The sequence below is a fragment of the Pseudonocardia halophobica genome, assembly GCF_027922425.1.
GTDB lineage: Bacteria > Actinomycetota > Actinomycetes > Mycobacteriales > Pseudonocardiaceae > Pseudonocardia > Pseudonocardia halophobica.
In genome coordinates, this window is sequence record NZ_BSFQ01000004.1 from 8,464 (window position 1) to 30,681 (window position 22,218).

23 protein-coding genes and 1 pseudogene are annotated in these 22,218 nt (G+C 76.1%); 8 read left to right on the forward strand and 16 right to left on the reverse strand.

The window, feature by feature from the left end; genetic code table 11:
* Nucleotides 1–245: 245 nt before the first annotated feature.
* The 7 genes from PKE99_RS06305 to PKE99_RS06335 all read right to left on the reverse strand — a co-directional run bounded on the left by PKE99_RS06305 (nt 246) and on the right by PKE99_RS06335 (nt 5,713).
* On the reverse strand, nt 246–470 hold the full coding sequence (locus PKE99_RS06305) for a hypothetical protein (protein WP_037052731.1): 225 nt from the start codon (nt 468–470) through the stop codon (nt 246–248).
* On the reverse strand, nt 467–1,441 hold the full coding sequence (locus PKE99_RS06310) for a glycosyltransferase family 9 protein (protein ID WP_037052728.1): 975 nt from the start codon (nt 1,439–1,441) through the stop codon (nt 467–469). The genes PKE99_RS06305 and PKE99_RS06310 overlap by 4 nt, the downstream gene beginning before the upstream one ends.
* A gap of 260 nt (nt 1,442–1,701) precedes the next feature.
* Nucleotides 1,702–2,646 carry a 1-phosphofructokinase family hexose kinase gene (locus tag PKE99_RS06315; protein WP_037052726.1) on the reverse strand — a complete coding sequence of 315 codons (945 nt, stop codon included), beginning with the start codon at nt 2,644–2,646 and terminating at the stop codon, nt 1,702–1,704.
* Between the two features lie 82 nt (nt 2,647–2,728).
* Nucleotides 2,729–3,109, reverse strand: a complete 381-nt coding sequence (locus PKE99_RS06320) for a TraR/DksA family transcriptional regulator (protein WP_037052723.1) — start codon at nt 3,107–3,109, stop codon at nt 2,729–2,731.
* Nucleotides 3,106–3,906 (reverse strand): 5'/3'-nucleotidase SurE, encoded by an 801-nt coding sequence (gene surE, locus PKE99_RS06325; protein WP_051738199.1) that lies wholly within the window; start codon nt 3,904–3,906, stop codon nt 3,106–3,108. The genes PKE99_RS06320 and surE overlap by 4 nt, the downstream gene beginning before the upstream one ends.
* The gene (locus PKE99_RS06330; protein ID WP_051738198.1) at nt 3,903–4,904 is read right to left on the reverse strand and encodes an SDR family NAD(P)-dependent oxidoreductase; all 1,002 of its coding nucleotides are present in this window, start codon (nt 4,902–4,904) and stop codon (nt 3,903–3,905) included. The genes surE and PKE99_RS06330 overlap by 4 nt, the downstream gene beginning before the upstream one ends.
* A gap of 62 nt (nt 4,905–4,966) precedes the next feature.
* On the reverse strand, nt 4,967–5,713 hold the full coding sequence (locus PKE99_RS06335; RefSeq protein ID WP_051738197.1) for a PIG-L deacetylase family protein: 747 nt from the start codon (nt 5,711–5,713) through the stop codon (nt 4,967–4,969).
* Between the two features lie 144 nt (nt 5,714–5,857).
* On the opposite strand from PKE99_RS06335, the gene PKE99_RS06340 reads away from it, so the two are divergent.
* Together PKE99_RS06340 and PKE99_RS06345 are read left to right on the forward strand one after the other, a co-directional pair.
* On the forward strand, nt 5,858–7,048 hold the full coding sequence (locus PKE99_RS06340; protein WP_037052721.1) for an alcohol dehydrogenase catalytic domain-containing protein: 1,191 nt from the start codon (nt 5,858–5,860) through the stop codon (nt 7,046–7,048).
* A complete protein-coding gene (locus PKE99_RS06345; RefSeq protein WP_231498410.1) occupies nt 7,045–7,905 on the forward strand; it encodes a glycosyltransferase family 2 protein in 861 nt (286 codons plus the stop codon). The genes PKE99_RS06340 and PKE99_RS06345 overlap by 4 nt, the downstream gene beginning before the upstream one ends.
* On the opposite strand, the gene PKE99_RS06350 is transcribed toward PKE99_RS06345, so the two are convergent.
* Nucleotides 7,895–8,854 (reverse strand): glycosyltransferase family 9 protein, encoded by a 960-nt coding sequence (locus tag PKE99_RS06350; protein WP_197040859.1) that lies wholly within the window; start codon nt 8,852–8,854, stop codon nt 7,895–7,897. The two genes, PKE99_RS06345 and PKE99_RS06350, sit on opposite strands and share 11 nt — an antisense overlap.
* A complete protein-coding gene (locus PKE99_RS06355) occupies nt 8,847–9,962 on the reverse strand; it encodes a glycosyltransferase (RefSeq protein WP_051738195.1) in 1,116 nt (371 codons plus the stop codon). The genes PKE99_RS06350 and PKE99_RS06355 overlap by 8 nt, the downstream gene beginning before the upstream one ends.
* Nucleotides 9,963–10,070: 108 nt before the next feature.
* Between PKE99_RS06355 and PKE99_RS06360 the strand changes: the two genes are divergently transcribed.
* From PKE99_RS06360 to PKE99_RS06370, 4 genes and pseudogenes are all read left to right on the forward strand, one after another.
* Nucleotides 10,071–11,186 carry a glycosyltransferase family 9 protein gene (locus PKE99_RS06360; RefSeq protein WP_197040858.1) on the forward strand — a complete coding sequence of 372 codons (1,116 nt, stop codon included), beginning with the start codon at nt 10,071–10,073 and terminating at the stop codon, nt 11,184–11,186.
* Nucleotides 11,183–11,350, forward strand: a complete 168-nt coding sequence (locus PKE99_RS06365; RefSeq protein ID WP_156068050.1) for a hypothetical protein — start codon at nt 11,183–11,185, stop codon at nt 11,348–11,350. The genes PKE99_RS06360 and PKE99_RS06365 overlap by 4 nt, the downstream gene beginning before the upstream one ends.
* A 342-nt stretch (nt 11,351–11,692) precedes the next feature.
* Nucleotides 11,693–11,935: pseudogene (locus tag PKE99_RS38950) on the forward strand (alpha/beta fold hydrolase); the annotation flags it as partial.
* 44 nt (nt 11,936–11,979) lie between these two features.
* On the forward strand, nt 11,980–12,327 hold the full coding sequence (locus PKE99_RS06370) for an alpha/beta fold hydrolase (RefSeq protein WP_156068049.1): 348 nt from the start codon (nt 11,980–11,982) through the stop codon (nt 12,325–12,327).
* Between the two features lie 82 nt (nt 12,328–12,409).
* Here PKE99_RS06370 and PKE99_RS06375 read toward each other — a convergent pair whose 3' ends face one another.
* The 5 genes from PKE99_RS06375 to PKE99_RS06395 form a co-directional block, all read right to left on the reverse strand.
* Nucleotides 12,410–13,702, reverse strand: a complete 1,293-nt coding sequence (locus PKE99_RS06375) for an HNH endonuclease signature motif containing protein (RefSeq protein WP_271214846.1) — start codon at nt 13,700–13,702, stop codon at nt 12,410–12,412.
* A 298-nt stretch (nt 13,703–14,000) separates the two neighbouring features.
* Nucleotides 14,001–14,435: a DUF3618 domain-containing protein gene (locus PKE99_RS06380; protein ID WP_051736717.1), complete on the reverse strand. Its 435-nt coding sequence runs from the start codon at nt 14,433–14,435 to the stop codon at nt 14,001–14,003.
* Entirely contained in the window at nt 14,432–14,869 is a 438-nt protein-coding gene (locus PKE99_RS06385; RefSeq protein ID WP_051736718.1) for a phage holin family protein, read from the reverse strand. Before PKE99_RS06385 ends, PKE99_RS06380 begins: the two co-directional genes overlap by 4 nt.
* A 42-nt stretch (nt 14,870–14,911) precedes the next feature.
* Complete coding sequence (locus PKE99_RS06390; RefSeq protein ID WP_051736719.1) at nt 14,912–16,279, reverse strand: cytochrome P450; 1,368 nt, start codon at nt 16,277–16,279, stop codon at nt 14,912–14,914.
* Nucleotides 16,280–16,346: 67 nt separating this feature from the next.
* The gene (locus PKE99_RS06395) at nt 16,347–16,565 is read right to left on the reverse strand and encodes a hypothetical protein (RefSeq protein WP_037040465.1); all 219 of its coding nucleotides are present in this window, start codon (nt 16,563–16,565) and stop codon (nt 16,347–16,349) included.
* 112 nt (nt 16,566–16,677) lie between these two features.
* Here PKE99_RS06395 and PKE99_RS06400 point away from each other — a divergent pair, with 112 nt between their 5' ends.
* A complete protein-coding gene (locus PKE99_RS06400; RefSeq protein WP_051736720.1) occupies nt 16,678–17,526 on the forward strand; it encodes a uroporphyrinogen-III synthase in 849 nt (282 codons plus the stop codon).
* 5 nt (nt 17,527–17,531) lie between these two features.
* Here the strand turns inward: PKE99_RS06400 and PKE99_RS06405 are convergent, their stop codons facing one another.
* Both PKE99_RS06405 and PKE99_RS06410 read right to left on the reverse strand, forming a co-directional pair.
* Nucleotides 17,532–18,776, reverse strand: coding sequence for an MFS transporter (locus tag PKE99_RS06405; RefSeq protein WP_271214847.1), 1,245 nt, complete (start codon nt 18,774–18,776; stop codon nt 17,532–17,534).
* 129 nt (nt 18,777–18,905) lie between these two features.
* Nucleotides 18,906–19,370 carry a VOC family protein gene (locus PKE99_RS06410; RefSeq protein ID WP_037040467.1) on the reverse strand — a complete coding sequence of 155 codons (465 nt, stop codon included), beginning with the start codon at nt 19,368–19,370 and terminating at the stop codon, nt 18,906–18,908.
* 203 nt (nt 19,371–19,573) lie between these two features.
* Between PKE99_RS06410 and PKE99_RS06415 the strand changes: the two genes are divergently transcribed.
* Nucleotides 19,574–22,162 carry an ATP-binding protein gene (locus tag PKE99_RS06415; protein ID WP_037040474.1) on the forward strand — a complete coding sequence of 863 codons (2,589 nt, stop codon included), beginning with the start codon at nt 19,574–19,576 and terminating at the stop codon, nt 22,160–22,162.
* Nucleotides 22,163–22,218: the final 56 nt, after the last annotated feature.

Consider the following 22,218-nt stretch of genomic DNA (forward strand, 5'->3'; position numbering starts at 1 on the left):
CCCGGCGAGTCGCGCTCTGGCCCCGGCGAGTCGCGCTCTGGCCCCGGCGAGTCGCGCTCTGGCCCCGGCGAGTCGCGCTCTGGCCCCGGCGAGTCGCGCTCTGGCCCCGGCGAGTCGCGCACTGAATGTCCGCGAGCCAGGACCTCGGGTCGTGATCGCCGTCCGGGACCGCCTGCGGCCGGATGTGGCGCCGAAGGGTCCAGGACGGCGATCATCGCATCCGAGGATGTCGCCCTGGGGACGGGTCAACCGCGCGGAGCCTCGTCGTCGTCGACCGGGACCTCGCGGTGCTGCTCCAGCACGTCGTAGGGGTCGGCCTCGGTGTTCGGGTCGATCTCCTCGGTGTCGAGACCGGTGCCGCGGCCGTTCACGTCCTCGAGGTCCGCGGCGGGGTCGGTCGCGATCTCGTCGTGCGCGATCATGTCGGGCCGGGTCACGTCGTCACGGCTCTCGCGGTTCGGCTCGTTCATGTGGCCTTCGTACCCGTGGCGGCGGGTTCGACACACCCGCTCGACGCGGTGACGTCGAGGCAGGCCGCCTCCACCTCGTCCACGCCGATCGCGAGCAGGGCCGGGTCCGGGTCGTCGGCGAACGGGTCACCGCGGCGGACCTCTTCATGCGTGAGCGCGCGGTGCGGACCTGCGGGCGGGCCCCAGCGCTCCGGCCCGACCGGCCCGAACAGCACGACCGACGGCCGCCCGAACGCCGTGGCGAGGTGCGCGATCCCGGTGTCCCCGCTGACGACCAGCGCCGCACCGGCGACCAGGGCCGCGAGCTCGGCGATCGAGGTCCGCCCGGCGAGGACACGCTCGTCGGACAGGTCGGCGGCCGCCGCGACCCGCTCGGCGAGGGACCGCTCCTGCGGACCGCCCGTCACGACGACGGGTCCCAGCGGGGCGAGCCGGCGGGCCAGGGCGGCGAAACGGTCGGTCGGCCAACACTTGGAACCGAAGGCCGCGCCGGGATGGATGACGACGGGAGATGCGGGCCCGGGGGCGATGCCGGGCGGCGCAGGGAGGCGGAGGTCCTCCGGGTCGGCCGGGATGCCGTGGTGAGCGAGCATCGTGCACCAGCGGACCCGCTCGTGCAGCGTGTCGAGCTCCTCGGCCGGCGGCCCGGGCCAGCCCAGCTCGGGGCGGCCCAGGCCGATGCGACGACGAGGGTGCAGGGCCTCGAGGGCTCGATGGCTCTGCGGCCCCGCGCCGTGCAGGTTCACGGCGACGTCGACCTGTCCGGGGAACGCGAGCGCGTCGGGCGCCGGGGTGGGCAGCAGCTCGTCGACGGCGCCGGTGAGCGCGGCGAGCGGCTCCAGGACTGCTGCGGTGGCCAGCACGATCCGGTGGCCCGGGTGGCGCCGGCGCAACGCCCGCAGCGCGGGCACGACGGTCAGCAGGTCGCCGAGGTTCAACGCCCGCAGCGCGAGCAGGACAGGGTCCGCCACGGAGATCGACTACCCGCTGCCCGCCCCACCAACCGTGCCCGACCGGAGCGGACACCCCATGCCGAACTCCCGGAACTCGCGACTCGCGCTGCTGAATCTCCCGACTCGCGCTGCAGGATCTCTCGACTCGCGGTGCAGGATCTCGCGACTCGCGCTGCCGGATCTCCCGACTCGCGCTGCTGGATCTCCCGACTCGCGCTGCTGGAACTCGCGACTCGCGGTGCCGGAACTCCCGACTCGCGGGGGCGGGGTGTGCCGCGCTACTTCAGGGGGGCGAGTTGGACGCGGTCGGCCAGGACCTGCACCGCCTCGGCGCCGCCGGTGCCGAGGCCGTGCCGGACGACGTTGAGCGCGCCGCAGGCCGCACCGACCTTCAGCACCTCCTCCCACGACCCGCCCGCCGCGAGCCGTGCCGTCATCCCGGCGGTCTGCGAGTCGCCCGCGCCGCGCGGGTCGTTGGCCTGGACCGGCGGCGGGGTGATGGTGAGGATGGTGTCGGACTCGCCGTCGAGGGCGAGCGCGGGCTCGCCCGCCCGGCTCACCACGACGGCCCGCGCCCCGTCCTTCAGCAGCTGCCGCATCGCCGGCACCACGTCGTCGACCTCGGTGGACTCGGCCCGTGAGTGCGCCACCAGTTCCTCGTCGCTGACCTTGAGCAGGTCGACGCCGGCCTCGACGACCGCCTCCATCCGCTCGCCGGCCAGGTCGGCGACGACCCGCACGCCGTTGGCGCGCAGGTCCCCGGCCAGCCGCTGGTACAGCCGGGACGGCACGACGGTCTCGGACTGCGGGCCGGACAGCAGCACGGTCCCGGCCTGCAGCCCCTCGGCGAGGGTGAGCTCGTAGAGGCCGTCGAGCTCGTGCCGGTCCAGCGGGGCCGGGAGCTCGGCGGCGATCTCGACCCGGCCCTCGTCGTCGGGCTCCCGCCGGTCGTGCACGTACCCGCCGTTGCGCGCCGCGGTCTCGACGTACCGCAGCTCCACGCCGTCGACGGCGATCATCCGCTCCAGCAGCCGGCCGGTCTCCCCGCCCAGCCCGGCGCACAGCCGCACCGGCGACCCGAGGGCCGCGAGCATGCGCGCCTGCCAGACGCCCTGCCCGCCGGCGTGCACGTGCAGCTCGGGCTGTCCGGCGCGGTCCTCGATGGTGACGGTGATGATGGGGGAAGGGGCGAACACCACGACGGGCGGGCACGAATCCGACATACCGGTCTCGTACCCGCCCGTCGGTGCCCCTACTCCGGCCGACCGTCGCAAGGAACCGCCGCGATCCCGGGCCGACGGGTTCTCACGTGTCGACGCGCGGCACGCTGCCCGGCCGGCTCGGCGACCTGGTGTCCGCGTGGTCGCGGCACTTGTCGGTCTCCGGCCGGGCCTCCAGCCGCTCGTCGTCGATCTCCTTGCCGCACACCGCGCAGCGGCCGTACTCGCCGGCCTCGATCCGCTCCAGGGCGGCGACGACCTCGGCGCGCTGCATCCGCAGGGTGCCCAGGGCCAGGTCGTCCTCCATCGCCTCGGTCTCCCGCGAGCCGCGGTCGCCGAAGTCCATGCCGCCCGACAGCTCGTCGGAGTCCCGCTGCTCCTCCTGGTCGCGGGCCTCCTCGCCGGCCTCGTGGTCGAGCCGCTCGAGCTCTGCGGTCAGCTTCTCGCGGGCCTGCGTGGTGTTCATGCGTGCGTCCTCTCGTCGGTCAGCCGCGCGGAGTGGGCGAGGCGCTCGGGCACGAGCAGATCGGGGTCCTCGCACAGGCCGCGCAGGGCGGTCAGGGTCGGGTGGCCGGCGTCCAGCAGAGCGCGGTCGCTGCCCGGCTCGGCCCGGTCGCCGGTCTCGGCCTCGCGCAGCAGCAGGCCCTGGCCGTCGGAGTCCTCCACCAGGGTCTGCACGACACCGCGCGGGTCGAGCGGGGCGAGCCGCAGCTCGCGGTGCTCCTCGACGGGCCGGTCGGGCACGTTGAGCGAGAGCGTGGTCCCGAGCGGGCTGTCGAGCAGAAGCTCCAGCACCCGCGGGAGGTACCCGGTCACGGCCTCCCAGTGCTCCTCCTCCTCGGCGCCGAGCGCGACGTTGAGCGACACGGCCAGGCCGCGCCGGTCGTGCAGGCCGGCGGTGAGGGCGGCACCGACCGTGCCGGAGTGCAGCACCGCGCGCCCGACGTTCCCGCCCCGGTTGATCCCCGAGAGGATCAGGTCGGGTGCGGGGTCGAACCAGCCCTGCAGGCCGGCGACCACGATGTGCGCGGGCGCGGCCCGGACGGCGTACGCCGGCAGCCCGGACGGGCTCTCCACCTCCCGCACCACGGTCCGGCCGTCCTCCTGGACGGCCGTGATGGAGGCGCTGGCGCCGGAGAACTGGTGCTCGGGGGCGGCGATCACGACGTCGAGCCCGGCCTCGCTCGCGGCCTCGGCCAGCACGGCCAGGCCGGGGGAGTCGATGCCGTCGTCGTTGGTCACGAGGGCACGGGTGCGCGTCATCGTCCGGGAGTACCCGGCTGCTCGGGACCGACACCGGGCCCCCGGTCGGGGGCGGGGTCGGTGTGCTCGTGCCAGCGCTCGGCGGCGGCCTTGTCCAGCCCGGTCAGCCTGCGCAGCCAGCCGGGCAGCGGCGCGGTGTAGGCCGGGCGGGGTGGCCCGCCGGTGCCGGTCGGCCCGGGCAGCAGCCGTTCGACGGCGGTGAGCAGCCGCAACGTCGTCGAGGGTGCGAGGGCGTGCACCCTCGACCCGATGTTGGCCAGCGGCGTCAGGATGATCTCCGGTGTGCCTCGCAGGGTGGCGCGGACCAGGCGGCGGGCGGCCCGTTCGGCGTCCATCGACACGAGCGGCAGGGACGCGCCGACCGTGAACCAGGACCGCTCCGCCTGCGCCTTCCCGGTCACCAGCGCGTTGCGCGAGGAGCCGGTCCGCATCAGCCCGGGCACGCCGACGGTCACCGACACGCCCTGCCGACCGGCCTCCAGCCGCAGGCCCTCCGCGAACCCGACGGCGGCGTGCTTGGCCGCCCCGTACGGCAGCAGGTGCGGGGCGGGCAGCTTCCCGCCGATCGACGTCACCGCCAGGATGCGGCCATGGGTGCGGGCCAGCACCGGCAGCGCCTCCAGCGCGGGCCGGGCCAGCCCCCAGAACATGACGTCCATGGCCTGCTCGTAGTCCTCCTCGCGCAGGTCCGCCTGGGGCCCGACCTGGATGATGCCGGCGTTGGCGACGAGCACGTCGAGCCGGCCGAACTCGCGCTCGGCGGTGCCGACGAGCTCGCGGGCGGCCTCGGGCCTGCCGACGTCCGCCGCCACCGTGACGACCCGCGCGCCGCGGGCCTCGAGGTCGGCGCGGGCGGGCTGCAGCCCCTCGGCGTCCCGGGCGCAGAGCAGCAGGTCGTGGCCCTGGTCGGCGAGCTCGCGGGCGATCAGGTAGCCCAGGCCGCGGCTGGCGCCGGTGACGAGGGCGACCGGGCGGACCGGTGCGTCGGGGGTGGCCATGGGGGAGGGGTGCCCGGCACGGCGCCGCCGACACCCCGGCGCGGCTCACATCCGCGCCGCTGTCACACCAGGAACAGCTCCGCCTCGGCACAGCCGGGCCCCGTGTCCGCGCGCCCCGCGGCGAGGTCGGCGACGGCCCGGTCCTTGCGTTGCAGCACCCCGCCGGGAAGCCGGAACCGCCGTACCGCCTGCCGGGGGAGGAGCGCGATCCCGGAGGGTGTGCCGTCGTCGCGCCACGGTTCGAGCATGTACCGCAGCAGCCGGACGCGGTGCTCCCGGGCGACACGGGCGGCCACCGTGCCCACCAGGTCGTGGTCCGGGTGGCCGTCCTGCTCCCACGGCGCGACGAGCAGCGTGCCCTCCGCGTCCGTACGGACCAGGTCGGCCAGGGCGGCCTCGACGTCCGACCCGGCGTCGAGGCCGTCGTCCGGCGCGGGCAGCGGGGCGGGCAGGCCGAGCCGGTAGCGGCGCAGCGGGTCGAGACCCAGCGCGGTGTAGCCGCGGGCGATCGACGGCCGGTCGCGCCGGTTCCCCGCGCGCTCGCGGGAGTGGGCGCCAGGTCGCTCCGGGCCGCCGTCGCCGTCCGTCACGGCGAGGGCCTCGACCGCGCAGCCCGCCTCGGCCAGCGTCGCCATCAGCCCGCCCGCGGCGCAGAGCTCCTCGTGGAGGTGGGCGGTCGCGACCACGCAACGCCGGACGTCCGGGACCGGGAGGGCGGGCGCGCCGGTGAACCGCCCGCGGGCCGCGACGGCCACGAGCCAGGGATCGCAGGGACCCGCCACGACGATCTCACCGTCCCCCCGCGACACGCCTCACGACCTGCACCGTCATGGCTCCGCGGTTACCCGGTCCAGCGCCGGGCATGCACCCGGCCTGGCCCACGCCGGAGGGCATGCGTCGGCGTCGACCGGGTAGCCGCGGCCCGAGCGACCCCGACCGAGAGGTGGACGAGCATGAAGGCCGTCGTGTGGAACGGGCCCGGCGACATCGCCCTGTCCGACGTGCCCGACCCCACGCCGCGCGATCCCGGCGACGCCGTGGTCCGGCTGACCGTCAGCGCCATCTGCGGCACCGACCTGCACATGATCCGCGGGACGATGCCCGGGATGCGCCCGGGCACCGTGCTGGGGCACGAGGGCGTCGGCGTCGTGGAGGAGGTGGGCGCGGGCGTGCGGGCGTTCCGGCCGGGCGACCGCGTGGTGATCCCGTCGACGATCTGCTGCGGGCGCTGCTCCTACTGCCGCGCCGGCTACACCTCGCAGTGCGACGCCGCCAACCCGAACGGCCCGCTCGTCGGCACGTCGTTCTTCGGCGGACCGGAGCCGACCGGCCCGTTCGACGGGCTGCAGGCGCAGTACGCGCGGATCCCGTGGGCCGACGCCAACCTGGTCCCGCTGCCCGACGCCGTCACCGACGAGCAGGCGATCATCGCCTCGGACGTCTTCCCGACCGGGTACTACGGCGCGCAGCTCGCCGAGGTCTCGCCCGGCGACACGGTCGCCGTGTTCGGCGCCGGACCGGTCGGCCAGCTGTCGATCGCGAGCGCCCGCAACCTCGGCGCCACCCGCGTGATCGTGGTCGACGGCGTGGCGAGCCGGCTGGAGAAGGCGCGCCGCCAGCACGTGGAGCCCGTCGACTACACCGCCGAGGACCCGGTCGAGGCGATCCGCGAGCTGACCGGCGGGATCGGCGTGGACCGGGTGATCGACGCCGTCGGTGTCGACGCCTACGCCCCGTCCGACTCCGAGGACGCCGCAGTCGAGCAGCGGACCGAGGAGCTCGAGGAGGTCAGCGGCGGCGGTCCGACCGCCTGGAACGCCGGCGACGCACCGTCGCAGGCCGCGCGGTGGGCCGTGCAGGCCGTGGCGAAGGCCGGGTCGATCGGGATCGTCGGCGTCTACCCGCAGACCGCCGCGACGTATCCGATCGGCGAGGTCATGAACCGCAACCTCACCGTCAAGGCCGGCAACTGCCCGCACCGCGCGCTGATGCCGCGCATGATCGACCTGATCGCCTCCGGCCGGCTCGACGCGGGCCGCGCCGTCACCAAGCAGGAGGGCATGACCGGGGCGATCGAGGCGTACGAGACCTTCGACCGGCACGAACCGGGGTGGACCAAGGTCGTCGTGGACCCCGCGGCGTGACCGGCGCGACGAATCCTGGCCGGATCGAGGCCGAGCCGGGGGAGAGGACCGGGGCGGCGGCCGTCGAGGTGCTGGTGCCCACCCGCAACCGTCCGGTGGAGCTGGCCACCACGCTGGCCGGCCTCGCCGCCCAGGATCACCCCTTCGACGTCGTGGTCTCGGATCAGTCCGACGCCGCCGCCTCCTACGAGACCGACCCTGCGCAGGCGATGATCCGGGTCCTCGAGCTGCGGGGCCACCGGGTCCGCACCCGGCGGCACCTGCCCCGCCGCGGCGTCGTCGAGCACCGCGCCGCGCTCCTCGACGCCTCGACCGCGCGGTACGTGCTCTTCCTCGACGACGACGTCTGGCTCGCGCCCGGCACGATCGCGCTGCTGCACGAGGCGATCGTCGAGCTGGGCTGCGGCATGGTCGGCGCGGCCATGCAGGGCCTGTCGCACCTCGACGACGAGCGGCGCGCCGAGCAGGAACCGTTCGAGCGCTGGGAGGGCGCGCCGGTCCCGGAGACGCTGTACCCGGACACCCCGGAGTGGGAGCGCTGGCGCCTGCACAACGCCGCCACCCCGGTCCACCTGGCCCGCCGGCACCTGCGGCCGGGCGAGCGGTGGCTCGCCTACAAGATCGCCTGGGTGGCGGGCTGCGTGCTCTACGACCGCGAGGCGCTCGTGGCGGTCGGCGGCTTCGACTTCTGGCGGGACGTGCCGGAGGAGGCCGTGGGCGAGGACGTCGTGGCCGAGCAGCGGGTCATGGCGAAGTTCGGCGGGGCCGGGATCCTGCCGTCCGGTGCCGTGCACCTGGAGTCGGACACCACGATCCCGGACCGTCCGGTGACCGCCGACGGCGTGCTCAGGGGCTGAACACCGGGGATCGGGGGACCAGCAGCGCCGCACGCACCGCCGCCGCGACCGCCGCCGGGGAGATGTCTGCCATGCAGGCCGGCCCCCCGGTGGCGGTGAGCGGGCATCGGGCCTCCCACCAGCACACCTGCTCGGTGATCGCCGTAGGCCGTCGGTGCGGGCACTCCGGCAGGCCCTGCAGGTTCGTGGCCGGGTCGTCGAGCCCGTAGCGGGCGGCGAGGGTGGGGCCGAACAGGCCGACGGTCCGCGCGCCGACCGCCGCCGCGACGCGCGCCGGGCCGGTGTCCCCGCCCACCACGACCCCGCCGCGTCGCGCGACGGCGGCGAACCGGGCGGCGAGGCCCCGCAGGTCCGTCGGCGGGAGCTCCGGCACGGGGCTGCCGGGACCGGCGGCCACCACCGGGAGGCCGTCCAGCAGGTCGACGAGCGCGGCCCAGTGGGGCCACAGCTTCACCGCCATCCCCGCGCCCGGTACGAGCACGACGGGCACGCCTGTCGGCAGGTCGCCGTCGGCCGCGTGGACCTCGGCGTCGGTCAGGTGGATCCGCGGCGGCCGGTACTCCGGCCCGACCAGCCCCTCCTCGACGAGGATCCGCACGTAGCGGCGGGAGACCGGCTCGTCGGGCGGCGGGGAGCGCCACAGGTTCGTGACGCCCGGGATCCCGCGCTCCTCGACCAGGTCCGGGATCCCGTGCAGCCGGGTGGTGCTGACGACGAGGTCCGTGTTCTCCAGCGCCGCCTCGACCGCCTCCCGCTCCCGCCCCTTCTCCGCACGCAGCACCTCGGCCACCGCGGGGTCGGAGTCGAGCAGGGTGGCGCCGGGATCGTGGGTCAGCACGCGCAGCGCGGCCCGGGGGAACCGCTCGGCCAGCCCGTGCACCACGGGCAGCGCCATGACGAGGTCGCCCAGCCCGCCGAGCAGGTCGATGACCAGGATGTCGTCAGGCACCCGCACAGACCTCGGCGTAGATCTTCCGGTGCAGCTCCGCGATCCGTTCCCAGCTCCGCGCGGCGCCGACCGCCTCCCCGCCGGCGGCCACGCGCAGGCGCAGGGCCGGGTCGTCGAGCAGCCGGCGGAGGGCGTCGGCGAGGGCGGCACCGTCGCGGACGGTCGGGGCGACCACCACGGTCTCCCCGTCGACCAGCTCGGGATCGGGCGGGTCGGCGCGGGTGACGACCGTCGGCAGGCCGTGCGCGAAGGCGGACAGCAGCGCGCCGCTCTTGGTCGTGGCGCCGGCGGTGAGCGGGAACGCGGCGAGGTCGGCGGCGTGCAGCGCGGCCGAGACCTCCTTCTCGGGCAGGTGCCCGGTCACCGTGACGTGCTCCGCGACGCCCGCCGCCTCGATCTGGCCGAGCAGCTCGGACCGGAAGGCCTGCGCCTCGTCCTCGGGCAGGGCCAGCGAGGTGAACCCGCCGACGACGAGCAGGTGCAGCCGGTCCCGGCCCTCGGCGCGCAGCCGCGCGAGCGCCTCGGCCAGGTACCGGATGCCCTTCACGGGGTGGACGAACCCGAAGAAGGCGACGACCTCGGCGTCGTCCGGCACCCCGAGCCGGCGGCGCGTGTCGGTGCGGGGCGCCGGTCCGAGGTCCGGCACGTTCGGCGCCAGCGGCACGAGCACCGGCTCGACGCGCATGCGCTCGCGCAGGGTCCGCTCGTGGCCCGCGTTCGTGGTGAGCACGGCGGCGCTGCGGGGGACGAGCCGCCAGGTCTCGCGGTCGATGCCGCGGCGCTCCACCGCGCGCCACACCTGGCGGGGCACCCAGGACGGGGAGGCCCACCAGCCGTACTCGTGCACCGTCGTCACGACGGGGGCCCGGACCAGGTCGGGCAGCAGACCCGGCCAGGGGGAGAAGCCGAAGGCCGAGGGGGCGAACTGCACGTGCACCACATCCGGCCCGAGCGCGCGGATCCGCCGCGCCGCGCGGGCGACACTCGCCGGCGATCCGGCCACGCTCACGGGCTCGACGTGCTCGCCGGACTCCCGCAGCGTCTCGGCCAGGTGGGCGGTGTAGTCGGCCACGCCGTCGCGGGCGGGGTCGGCTCCGCCCTGCACCATCACGATCACCTGTGGACGGTTCCCGAGGAGCCGCCCGGGAAACGCGCCCGGACGAGCGGTGGTCCACTGTGCGGGGTTGACGGGAAGCAGGACGGGAACAGACCGATCGTGTTCGAACATCCGGCGGCCCTGGCGGGCGCCCCCGTGAACTGGCCGGCGCTGCGCCGGATCCTGGTCGTGCGGCCGGACAACCTGGGCGACGTCCTGCTCACCGGCCCCGCCCTCGCCGCCCTCCGGGCCGCGGCCCCGCACGCCCGGATCGACCTGCTCGCCTCGCCCGGCGGCGGGGCCGCCGCCACCCTGCTGCCCGAGATCGACGACGCCGTGGTCGCGCGGGTGTCCTGGCAGCAGATCGACGGCCCGACCGGCGAGGACCGGGACCCGGACGCCGACCTGGTCGCCGAGCTCGCGGACCGCGCCTACGACGCCGCGGTGCTGCTGACCTCGTTCTCGCAGTCCCCGTGGCCCGCCGCGGAGGTCTGCCGGCGGGCGGGCATCCCGATCCGGGCCGGGCTGTCGAAGGAGTTCGGCGGCACCGCCCTCACGCACTGGGTGCCCGCGCCCGACGACGGCCTCCACCAGGTCGACCGGGCCCTCCACCTGCTCGGGCGGCTCGGGATCCCCGCGGCGGCCCGCACCCTGCACGCCGCGGTCCCCGCGGCGGGCCGCAGCCAGGCCCGGGAAGCGCTCGCCGGGCTCGGGCTGCCGCCGGGCCCGTACGCGGTGCTGCTGCCCGGCGCCTCCTGCCCGTCCCGCCGGTACCTGGGGTTCCGCGAGGTCGCGGCCGGATTGGGGAGCCGGCTCCCGGTCGTCGTCTCCGGGCCGGCGGCGGAGGAGGACCTGGTCCGCTCGATCGCCGACGGCTTGCCCGGGGTGTTCCCGCTGGCCGGGACGCTCGACGTGCCGGGCCTGGCCGGCCTGCTCGACGGAGCCGCCGTCGCCGTGACCAACAACAGTGGCGGCATGCACCTCGCCGACGCCGTCGGCACGCCGGTGACCGTGCTGTTCGCCGGCACCGAGGACGTCGACCAGTACCGGCCGCGGTCGGTGCCCGCCGCCGTCCTCGGCCGCCCGGTCTCGTGCAGCCCGTGCCGCCAGTTCCGCTGCCCCTTCGCGCTGGAGTGCCTCGACGTGCCGCCGGCCGAGGTCGTGACCGCCGCCCTCGACCTCGCCGGCACCTCGTCCGGTGTGGAAATCAGCGCAGTGGGAATCCCTGTCGCATGAGCACTCCCCGAGAGAACGAGCCCGAGGTGCGCGACGTCATGGTCCCCGAGGAGCAGGTCCACCCGGACCACCGCGAGCACGCCAAGACGCCGCACCCGGTCGACGACGACGAGCTCGAGGCCCGCACCGAGCACGAGCGGCGTCAGGTCGACGCCGACCGCTGAGCGGAGCTTGCGGAGCGAGCATGGGCGCTGAGCGGAGCTTGCGGAGCGAGCATCGGCGCTGACCGGAGCTTGCGGAGCGAGCATCGGCGCTGACCGGTCCGCGGAAGGGGCGCGATCCACTGTGGTCGCGCCCCTTCGCCGTGTCCGGGGGTGGTGTGGTGCGGTGGCCGGCGCCTCGAGCGGCGCCGACGTCGGCTCTGGACCCGGCTGGTCGCCGATGTCGTCCGCACCCGGGTTCCCAACGGCGGTCGTGGCGGGCTTCGTTCTCGACGAGACTTCCCTTGGTAGGGCTCTCGTCATCAGCGAGATCATCCACCGCGGAACATGCTCCGGAGAGACCTCATGACCCAGGAAAAGGTCACTTCCAAGGACGGCACACCAATCGCCTACTGGCGTAGTGGCGACGGACCGCCGCTCGTGCTGGTGCACGGGACATCCGCCGACCACAGCCGGTGGGCTCCCGTCCTGCCGACATTCGAGCAGCGCCACACGGTCCACGCCATCGACCGTCGCGGTCGCGGCGGCAGCGGCGACTCGGAGAACTTTGCGATAGAGCGGGAGTTCGAGGACGTGGGCGCGGTGGTGGACTCGCTCGGGAGCTGGCGAAACCGGACGAAATCGCGGCGACCATGGCGCGTCAGGTCGCAGGAGTGCCGCCGGAGGTGGTGGCGTACATGCGATCCCTACCGGCATGGCAGGCACGTGTGGCGGCGGCGCACACGATTCCGCGGGAATTGCGCGCGGTCAAAGCGTACCGGTTCGATCCGGAGCGGTTCCGCGATCTCGCGGTACCGACGCTGCTGCTGAACGGAAGCGAGAGCTCGCCCGGCTTTCGAATGGCCGAAGAGGCCGTGGACGAGACGGTGCCGGACTCTCGAATCGTCGTCATGCCCGGGCAGGGGCACGTGGCCATCGACACCGGGACCGACCTCTTCGCGGCCGAGGTTCTCCGGTTCACCGGGAATTCTTGGCCGTAAGCGGCTCGGGAACTGTCGTCGACGCACGAGTAAGGATTTCGGGCAGCACAGGTAGGCCCCCACTGAGGGCTCGCATGCTCGTTCATCCCAACGGCGTCAGTACCGGTGGTGGTCGTCGGCGGGGTGTGCGGCTGCGGTCGATCCAGCTCGGGGGGAGGAACTCGGGCAGCCCGTCGACCATCCGGACCTCCCAGTGGGAGTGGTGGATCAGCCGGTGGTGGACCGAGCAGAGCATGACGAGGTTGTGCAGGGCGGTGGGGCCGCCGTGCTGCCACTCGCGCACGTGGTGGATGTCGCACCAGGACGGTGGGCGGTCGCAGCCGGGGAAGGCGCAGCCGCGGTCGCGGACGGTGACCGCGCGGCGCAGCCCGTCCGGGACGGTGCGGGAGATCCGCCCGACGTCGAGCGGAACCCCGGTGCCGTCGAGCACGACCGGGATGACCGCCGCGTCACACGCCAACTGGCGCAGGGTCTGCGGGGTGAGCTGGCCGCCGAACTCCAGCGATGCGTTTGCCGCGCGGCGCTCCAGATCCTCCAGCCGCACCGTGACGGTCAACTGCGGGCGCCGGCCCCCGGCCTCGGACAGCCGCCCGCGAGACAGCACCTGCGCGCACACCTCGGCCAGCGCCTCGGCCTGCCGCTCGGCGGCACTGCGTTGGTCGTCGGCGTCGCGCGGGGAGGCGCCGGCATCCACGGCGGCGGCGATGGCGTCGAACAGTGCGGCGTCGTCGTAGCGGCCGGCGAGCTTGCCGCCGGGGCGGGTGCGGAAGCGCGAGAGCCGCAGTTCGTTGAGCTGCGCGGGTGGGGTGTCGTCGGGTTCGGGCCCGTCCTGGTCGAGGAGCTCGAGCAGTTGGGTGCCCCAGGTGTGCAGCTCGGAGGGTGTGGAGATCGCGGCGTTGGCGGCGAGTTGGACTTCGGCGCCGGCCCAGGTCTTCGGGTCGAGTCGGCGGGCGGGGCCGCTGTCGAGCAGCCGGGCGATGACTTCGACGTGGCGGAGCCCGGCTTCGCCGGAGGCGAACACGGTCGCGGTCGCGGGCAGCCGGGCGGGTAGGGCCGCCGTGCCGTCGAGCCCGATCTGTTCGCAGACGTTCTCGGCGGCGATCACGCGGCGGCGGGCTTCGAAGCGTTCCCATCCGAGTAGATCGGACAGGGCACCGGTGGGCGAGCGGTAGCCGCGCTCGGCGAACACACCCCGCCGCTGGAGATCGGCGGTCGCCTCGACCACGGCCCGGTCGAGAGCGCGCCGGGCCTCCTCGCACACCCGCAGCGCGTCGATGACCTCATCGGCCCCGGCAGCGGGCCCGGCGGCATCGGTCAGCTGCGCGATGGCCTGCTGGAGGCGGTCGCGCGCGGCACCGACGGGCCCTGCGTCCATGCCTTGATCTTACTCGAACTAGTGTTCGAACAGTGGCTTATCGTCGCAGGTCAGCGGCCACTCAGCGCGAACTGGAGGCGCCCCACGAGCAGGTGTCGCAGAGCCTCAACCGCTCGTCGCGTCCCACTCACCGCTCCCCACGAACATGCTCAATGACCTGAATGGCCGCCAGGTGCGCGGCTGCTCGACCGCCCGACCCCGACACCGCCACCCGAACCCGAACCGCACTCATGCCCCACACAGAGGAAGGGCGCGATCCCCACGGATCGCGCCCCTCATCCCGTCCCGGACGAGACCCTCACCTCCGCCGCCTGCGCAGCACGACCAGGAGCACGGCGAGGAGGGCGGCCCCGGCTCCGGCGGCCACGGCCGACGTGCGGTCCCGGCCCCCGAGCGCCGAGTCGAGGGTGCCCACGGCCTGCTTCGCCGTCCCGGCGGTCCGGGTCAGCACCTCGCGCCCGACCACCTGCGCCTGACCGACACCCGCCTTGACCTGCTCGGTCGCCTGGCCCGCGCCCGCCTTCACCTGCTCGGTCGCCTGGCCCACGCCGGCCTTGACCTGCTCGGTCGCACGCCCGACGCCCGCCTTGACCTGGTCGGTCGCCTGGTCGCGAGCGGCGCGGGCACGGGAGCCGACGTCGACGCGGTCGGCCAGCGCCGAGGCCGTGCGGCCGAGCTCCTCACGTTCGGCGGCGATCCGGTCCCGCAGCTCTTCGGGGGTCGGCTCGCTCACCGGTGGACCTCCCGCTTGATCGTCTCGACGTCCGCCTTGGTGCTGTCGATGGCCTGCTCCGGCAGCGGCGGGGTGCCTCGGCCGATCTGCTTCTTGGCCACGAGCGCGAGCACGCCGCCGAGCGCCACGAGCACCGCGCCGACGATCAGCGCCGACGCCCACACCGGCAGCACGAGGGCCAACGCGGCGATCGCGGCGGCGACGAACGCCAGACCGCCGGCGAGCGCGAGCATGGTGCCCGCGCCGGCCAGTCCGGCCCCGATGCCGACCGCCTTGCCCTTGGCCGTCACCTCCGCCTTCGCCAGCTGGACCTCGTCGGTGACGAGGGTCCGGACCTGGTCGGACAGCTGCCGGAGGAGGTCGGCGGTGGACAGCTCGGCCGGGTCCGGTCGGGCGGTCCCGCCCCGCTGGTCTGGATGGAGTGAGCTGGTCATGGCCCTCGGCTACCCCCGGCACCCGGCGGTACACACCGCAGGTCACCCGGTCGGTCGCACCCGCAAGCGCACGGCGAAGGGGTCCACCCCCGCCGGCAACGGGGCCTGCGGGTCCAGCTCCGGGACCGCGAGCTCCAGCTCCCGGCCGCGCAGCAGGTGCGCCAGGAACAACGACGTCGTGAACAGGACCAGCTCACGGCCCGGGCAACGGCCCGGACCGGCGCTGAACGGGACCAGGGCCGGGTCCTCCTGCGCGGCGCCGTCGAGCCACTGCTGGGGGTCGAAGCGGTTCGCGTCGGCACGCGTGCGGCCGTCGCGGTGCAGGAACCAGGTCGGGATGATCAATGCCGTCCGCTCCTCCAGCTCGCCGTCGTCCCAGCGAACGGAGCGGGTGGTCTCGCGCAGCAACAGCGGCGTCGTCGGCCACAGCCGCACCGACTCGAGGACGGCGGCACGCAGCCGGGGCAGGTCCTGCGGCAGGGCGAGGTCGCGGTCGTGGATCTCCTCGCGGGCCCGGGCGAGCTCCGCGGGGTGAGCGACGAGCACGGCCAGGGCCCGCAGCGCCACCGCGCCCGCGGGGTCGTAGGCGAAGAGCCACTGCGGGACCTGGTCGACGGGATCGACCTCGGGGTCGGCCGGGGTGCGGGCGATCATCTCGGCCAGGCTGCCGGGTTCGGCGCGCTCCAGGTGCGCGCGCACCCGGTCGCGGAACCGCTCCCGCCGGGCCCGGTGCCGCGGCAGCAGGAAGGACCAGTTGCCGGCGTTGCGCAGGCGCGTCAGCTCGTCGGTGAGGTCGTGGTCGTCGCGGGCGCCGTCGCCGAGCACGACCCGGCGCACGACCCGCCACCAGGCGCGGATGAAGGAGTCCCAGTCCAGCTCGCCACTGCGGTCGACCTCGCGGCCGAGCTGCTCGGCCTCCTGGGCGACCGCGCGGGCCATCACCGAGGCGTTGTGGTGCAGCGGGTGGCCGATGTCGAGGACGGCCTCGTTGAACCGGCGCCGCTCGGCGCGGACCTCGCCGTGCGACACAAGGACGCCGTGCGGCTGGAACTGGCCGAGCGCCCTGCGCTTCTCCCAGGTGTCCGGTGCGAAGGGGTCCGGCGTCCCGTCGAGCACCCGCCGGACGCCCTCGCCGTCGAGCACGAGCGCGGCCCGCCGCCCGGGCAGCCGCAGCCGCACCGGACCGGACCCGTAGCGGGTCGCGACGTCCTGGAGGATACGGACGCCGCGGCCGTCGGCGTCGAGCTTGCCGGCCAGCGCGACGACGCTGCGGCGCCGGGCGATCACCCCCTGCGCCACGATCGGCAGGATCGCCCCCGCGATGCGCAGGGTGTCGCGGCCGGAGGCGAGTGGCAGGCCGGGCTCGCCGGTGCGGCCGGGCGGGCTGTCGAGCGGGGTCTGCGTGGTCATGGCAGGCCCGTACCCGGTGCCCCGCCGTTCTCACGTGGCCCGGGGCACGTCGGGACGGGCCGGACCGTCAGTCGCGGCCCCGTTCGGTGGAGTCGTCCTCGGGCATGTGGCCCTGCGCGGCGGGCACGTCGACCTGCGGGCCGCCCGGCACCTCGGCCATGGGCTCCACGCCCTCGGCCTGGTCGTCGGGCGCCGACCCGGGCGGTGCGGCCGGCGACCGCTCCTCGGTCGTCGTGTCGTGCAGGGTGCGCACCCGCTCGGGGCGCGGGTCCTCGTCACGGCTCATACGGGGGTGCTACCCGACGCGCGGACATCCACTCGCGGCGCCGGTGTGACCGTCGCGTGACGATGCGGTGCCCGATTCGTCTTCGGGGCCCCCGGCCCGTCACCATGCTCCGATGGCAGCAGCGTCGGGAACGGACACGGCCTCCCCGCAGGCCGCGCCCCTGCACGGCCTCACCGTCGGGGTGACGGCCGAGCGCAAGGCGGAGGAGCTCGCCAGGCTCCTCGAGCGGCGCGGCGCCCGCGTGCTGCACGGCGCGGCGGTGCGGATCGTCCAGGTCGAGGACGACGAGCGGATCGTCGACGTCACCCGGGGGCTGCTCGCGGCGCCGCCGGACGTCGTCGTGGCGACGACCGGGGTCGGGTTCCGCGGCTGGCTGGCCGGGGCCGAGCGGTGGGGGTTGCGGGAGGAGCTGGTCGCGGCCCTGGGCCGCGCGGAGATCCTGGCCCGCGGGCCGAAGGCGCGCGGGGCGATCCGCGGCGCGGGCCTGACCGACGCCTGGTCCCCGGCCACCGAGTCGTCCGCCGAGGTGCTGGAGCACCTGCTGGACCGCGGCGTCGCCGGCCTGCGCATCGCCCTGCAGCTGCACGGGGACCCGTTGACCGGCCTGGTCGACGCGCTGTCGGCGGCCGGCGCCGAGGTCGTCACCGTGCCGGTCTACCGCTGGGAGCTGCCTGCGGACCTCGGCCCCGTCGACCACCTCACCGACCGGCTGCTGGCGGGCGGGCTCGACGCCGTGACCTTCACCAGCGCACCCGCGGTGGGTGGCCTGCTGCGCCGGGCCGACGAGCGGGACCTGCGGGAGCAGGTGGTCGAGGCCCTGCGGCGCACCCTCGTGGTCTGCGTCGGGCCGGTGACCGCGGCCCCGCTGGAGGCCCACGGCGTGCCCAACGTCCAGCCCGAGCGCGCCCGGCTCGGGCCGATGGTCCGGGCGCTCGAGGCCGCGGTGGCCGCCCGGACCTGACGGCGTCAGGCGGGGCGGGCCCGGCGCAGCACGGCGAGCAGGACCCCGCCCGCCAGCCCGGCGCAGCCCAGGGCCAGCACCTCGTACGAGGTCGCGGCCACGGTGAGGCCCGCGACCGACCCGCCGAGCGCGCCGCTGAGGTTCACCACGATGTCCGCCCGGCCCTGCCACCTCGGCCGATCAGCCGGCGGCAGTGCGTCGACGAGCAGCGCCGACCCGGCGACCAGTGCGGCGGACCAGCCGAGCCCGAGCAGCACGAGCCCGGCCGTCAGGCGGAGGTGGTCGTGCGGCTCGGCCGTGCCCGCGACGACGCCGGCGGCCACCAGCAGGCCCGCCCCGACCGCGAGGACGGGCAGCCGCCCGAACCGGTCCGTGGCCCAGCCGAAGACCGGGCTCAGGGCGTACATCCCGGCGGAGTGCGCGCCGATCGCGAGCCCCACGACCCCCAGCCCGGCGCCGCCGTGCTCCAGGTGGACGGGCGCCATCGACATCACGGCGATCATCACCAGCTGGGCGACGACCACCACGGCGAGGGCCAGGGAGAGGGGCGCGATCGGCGCACCCGCCCCCGGCTCCTCGGGCCCCGGGTCCGCGGCACGGTGGTGCGTGCGGGCGAGCCGCAGCGGATCCGGGCGCAGGCCGGCGGCGACGGTGGTCGCGGCCGACGCGAAGAGCACGGTGCAGAGCAGGTAGGGCCCGGCGCCGGGGACCAGGCCGGCCGCGGCGGCCGCACGCTGCGCCGGAGCGGCGAGGAGCGGCCCGCCGACGGCGCCGACGGTCGTCGCCGCGAGGACCACGGCGAGCGCGCGGGCCCGCCGGTCCGGGGCGGCGAGGTCGGTGCCCGCGAACCGGGCGGCCAGGCCGGTCGCGGTCCCCGTCCCGAACGGTACGCACGCCAGCAGCAGGAGCGGCCAGCTCCCGAGGACGACCGCGAGCGCCCCGCCCGCGGCGCCGACGGTCGCCGTCGCCGAGCCGCCGACGAGCGCGGCGCGCCGGCCGAGACACGACGCCGTCCGGGCGAGCGGCACCGCGGCCAGCGCCGCGCCCAGCACCGTGCAGGTCAGCGCGAACGCACCGACCACGTCGGAGCCCGACAGCCGGGCCGCGGTCAGCGCCGCGACCGCGACCCCGGTGCTCACCGCCGCGCCGCCGACGACCTGCGCCGCGACCAGCACGGCCAGGGTGCGCCGCTGCACGCGGGCGAGCCCGGCCTCGTGCGTCCGCGTCGCCGTGATGGTGGTCGTCGTCATTGCCCCGCCCTCCCGCGGCCTCCCCGGTGGCGGCCCCGGGACGAGGATCGGGCGCCGGGGTGCCCCGGCTCATCGGTGCCGGCCACCCATCCCGGCGCGACGGCCACCCATCTCGGCCGCGGTCGCGGGTCAGCCCGGCATGTGGGCGAGCTCGAGCTGGATGTTGTCCGGATCGCGGAAGACCAGCACGGAGTACGGCATGGGATCGGTCTCGTCGGCGACCCCGCGGTGCGCGATCCCGAGCCCGTCGAGCCACTCGGCCCAGCGGTCGAGGTCGGCCCGCTCCGGCACCGCGAAGGCGATGTGGTCCAGGCCGGTCCGCCGTTCGTCCGCGGGGGCGCGCTCGTGGCCCTCGTGATGATGCAGACCCAGGATGACCCCGCTCTGCGCGTCGAGGAGGACCACGCCGTAGCCGGAGCGGGCCTCGTCGGCGTGCGGGAACGAGGCCGGGATCCGCTGCAGGCCCAGGACACGCTCGTACCAGGCCGCGCTGTCCTCCACGTCGTTCACCGTCGCGGAGAAGTGGTGGAAGCCGCCGAGGGCGGGCCGTCCGGAGCCGGACGGTGCGGTGTCGGCTGGTGCGGTGTCGGTCATGGCGGTGCTCCTCACCCGGGCGGGCCGCCCCGTCGCGGCCACGAGGTGACCGTGGTCCGGCGACCGCCCCGGCTCCATACGGAGTTCTGCGTAGCGGCGGGAGATGGGCACCTGTGGGCGGTACCTAGGTGGTCGGTCACCCATGTCCGGTGTGCCGCCCCGCTGCGAGACTCGGTGCCCGGCGGCGATGCGGGGGAGGCACGGTGGAGGGACGGCGGGACCTGCTCGAACGCGAGGCGGCGCTGGCGACGCTGCGCACGGCCCTGGCCGACGCGCAGGGCGGCGAGGGCCGCGTGGTGCTCGTGGCCGGCGAGGCGGGCATCGGCAAGACGAGCCTGGTGCGGGCCTTCACGGCCGCGGCGGCCGCCGACGGGGCCGTGCGCGTCCTGCGCGGCTCGTGCGACCACCTGCTGACGGCACGGGAGCACGGCCCGTTCCACGACGTCGCGCGGCAGGCCCGGACGGACCTGGCCGCCGCGCTGGCCGCAGGCTCCGCGGACGAGGTGCGCGACCTCCTGCTGGCCGAGGTGTCGGTCCCCACCACCGTGCTCGTGGTCGAGGACGTGCACTGGGCCGACGAGGCGACCGTCGACGCGCTGGCCTTCCTCGCCCGCCGCCTCGAGACCCTGCCCGCGCTCGTGGTCCTGACCTGCCGCGACCACGAGGTGCTGCCCGGCTCGCCGCTGCGCCGGCTGCTCGCGCTGGTCCGGCCGCCCGCCGGGCTCCGGCTGGCCCTGGCCCCGCTCTCGGCCCGGGCGGTGTCCGCGCTGGCCGGCGGGTCGGGCCTCGGCCTGCGGCTGCACGCGGTGACCCAGGGCAATCCGTTCTTCGTCACCGAGATGCTCGCGGCCGAGGACGAGGGCGTGCCCGCCTCGGTGCGCGACGTCGTCCTCGAGCGCGTGGCGACGCTGCCGGAGCGCACCCGGACGCTGCTCGACCTGCTCGCGGTCGTCCCCGCGCGCGTCGACCGGGCCCTGCTCGACGCCGTCCACCCGGACTGGGCGGTCGACGCCGAGCCGGCCGAGCGGCGCGGGATCGTCGAGCTCGCGGACGGCGGGCTGGACTTCCGGCACGACCTGTCCCGGATGGCCGTCGCCGACGTGCTGCCCGGAGCCCGCCGCCTCGGCCTGGGCGCCGCGGTCCTGGCCGCGCTGCTCGCGCAGGAGCCGCGGGACGAGGCGCGGATCCTGCACCACGCCGTGCTCTGCGGCGACGCCGGCGCCGTCGCCGCCCATGGCCCCGACGCGGCGCGCCGGGCCGCCCGGGCGGGCGCCCACCAGCAGGCGCTGTCCCGCTACGAGCAGCTGCGCCCCTACGCCGGGCTGCTCGGCCCGGAGGAGCGGGCGGCGGTCACCGAGGAGCACGCCTGGGAGCTGTACAACGCGCTGCGGTTCGACGAGGCCGTCGCGCTCTCCGAGGAGGCCGTCGCCCTGCGGCGCGGGCTCGGCGACGCCGCGCCGCTGGCCCGTGCCCTCGTCGGGCTCGCGTGGCACCGCTACCTCGCCGCGGAGGTCGCCGGGGCGGCGGCGACGATAGAGGAGGCCGTGCAGGTCGCCCGCGCCGCCGGCGACGCGGAGGTGGTCGAGCTCGCCCGGTCCTACCGCGGCTTCCTGCTGGTCCTGGCCGACCGCGAGCGGGAGGGGCTCGCGGAGCTCGACGCGCTGGGCGGGTCCGGCCGGCTGGCGTCCGTCCGCGCGATCTACCGCGGCCTCGCGACCGCCTTCCTCGGCGACCCCGCCGGCCTGGACCTGCTCGAGCGGGGGGTGGCCGACGCGTCGGCCGAGGGGCAGCGCGAGTTCGTGGCGCTGGGTTACACGGCCCTGGTCAAGTCCGCCCGCCGGCTCGGCCGCGACGACGCGGTCCGCCGGTACGCCGAGCTGGGTGCGGCCCGGACGTCGGGCATCGAGCTGCGCGCCCACGGCTACACGCTGGAGGCGCACCTCTGCCAGCTGCGCGCCCAGGAGGGCCGCTGGGACGAGGCGGAGGAGGGGTTCCGCGAGCTGCTGGAGGCGGCGCCGCAGGCGGGCATCCTGCACCGGGAGACGCTGCCGCACCTGGGTCGGCTGCTCGTGCGGCGCGGCGACCCGGAGGCAGAGGGGCTGCTCGAGCGGGCCTGGGCGCTGGCCGCGCGCACCGACATCCTGCCGGTGCTGGTGCCGGCCGGCCTGGCGTTGCTGGAGCGGGCGTGGCTCGCCGGCGACCCGGGGGGCGAGCGCGAGCGGGTCGCGCTGCTGCTGCGGCGGCTGGACCGGCCCGGCGTCGAACGCCAGCGTGGCGAGGTCCTCCGGTACGCCCGGCGGTGCGGGCTCACCGTCGACGACGCCTGCGGCCGCCCCGAGCACCAGCTCGGCCTGCGGGGCGACTGGCGCGGCGCCGCGGCCGAGTGGGCCCGCATCGGCGACCCGTACGAGCGGGCGCTCGAGCTCGCCGAGTCGGGCGAGCCCGGGCCGACGCTGGAGGCCCTCACCGTGCTCGACGAGCTCGGCGCCGGACCCGCCGCCCGGCTCGTCCGCACCCGGCTGCGCGACCTGGGCGTCGACCGGGTGCCCCGCGGGCCCCGCCCGGACACCCGGGCGCACCCCGCCGGCCTGACCGCCCGCCAGGGCGAGGTGCTGGAGCTGCTGGGGGAGGGCCTGACCAACGCCGAGATCGCCGCCCGGCTCGTGGTGTCCGTGCGGACCGTCGACCACCACGTCTCGGCGATCCTGCAGAAGCTCGGCGTGCCGAGCCGGCGGGCGGCCGCGCGCCTGGCCCGCCAGACCGCCGCCGAACCCGCCCCCGCCGGCCGCTGACCACCCCGAAGCGGGAGGCCTTCGAGGAGGACGTCGCCGTGCTGGTCCGGCTGTTG

Bases quoted from the DNA above. Each gene is read 5' to 3' on its own strand.
- PKE99_RS06305 (WP_037052731.1), bottom strand. From the start codon at position 470: ATGAACGAGCCGAACCGCGAGAGCCGTGACGACGTGACCCGGCCCGAC.
- PKE99_RS06315 (WP_037052726.1), bottom strand. From the start codon at position 2,646: ATGTCGGATTCGTGCCCGCCCGTCGTGGTGTTCGCCCCTTCCCCCATC.
- PKE99_RS06320 (WP_037052723.1), bottom strand. From the start codon at position 3,109: ATGAACACCACGCAGGCCCGCGAGAAGCTGACCGCAGAGCTCGAGCGG.
- surE (WP_051738199.1), bottom strand. From the start codon at position 3,906: ATGACGCGCACCCGTGCCCTCGTGACCAACGACGACGGCATCGACTCC.
- PKE99_RS06330 (WP_051738198.1), bottom strand. From the start codon at position 4,904: ATGGCCACCCCCGACGCACCGGTCCGCCCGGTCGCCCTCGTCACCGGC.
- PKE99_RS06340 (WP_037052721.1), top strand. From the start codon at position 5,858: ATGAAGGCCGTCGTGTGGAACGGGCCCGGCGACATCGCCCTGTCCGAC.
- PKE99_RS06355 (WP_051738195.1), bottom strand. From the start codon at position 9,962: ATGGTGCAGGGCGGAGCCGACCCCGCCCGCGACGGCGTGGCCGACTAC.
- PKE99_RS06365 (WP_156068050.1), top strand. From the start codon at position 11,183: ATGAGCACTCCCCGAGAGAACGAGCCCGAGGTGCGCGACGTCATGGTC.
- PKE99_RS06370 (WP_156068049.1), top strand. From the start codon at position 11,980: ATGGCGCGTCAGGTCGCAGGAGTGCCGCCGGAGGTGGTGGCGTACATG.
- PKE99_RS06375 (WP_271214846.1), bottom strand. From the start codon at position 13,702: ATGGACGCAGGGCCCGTCGGTGCCGCGCGCGACCGCCTCCAGCAGGCC.
- PKE99_RS06385 (WP_051736718.1), bottom strand. From the start codon at position 14,869: ATGACCAGCTCACTCCATCCAGACCAGCGGGGCGGGACCGCCCGACCG.
- PKE99_RS06390 (WP_051736719.1), bottom strand. From the start codon at position 16,279: ATGACCACGCAGACCCCGCTCGACAGCCCGCCCGGCCGCACCGGCGAG.
- PKE99_RS06395 (WP_037040465.1), bottom strand. From the start codon at position 16,565: ATGAGCCGTGACGAGGACCCGCGCCCCGAGCGGGTGCGCACCCTGCAC.
- PKE99_RS06400 (WP_051736720.1), top strand. From the start codon at position 16,678: ATGGCAGCAGCGTCGGGAACGGACACGGCCTCCCCGCAGGCCGCGCCC.
- PKE99_RS06405 (WP_271214847.1), bottom strand. From the start codon at position 18,776: ATGACGACGACCACCATCACGGCGACGCGGACGCACGAGGCCGGGCTC.
- PKE99_RS06410 (WP_037040467.1), bottom strand. From the start codon at position 19,370: ATGACCGACACCGCACCAGCCGACACCGCACCGTCCGGCTCCGGACGG.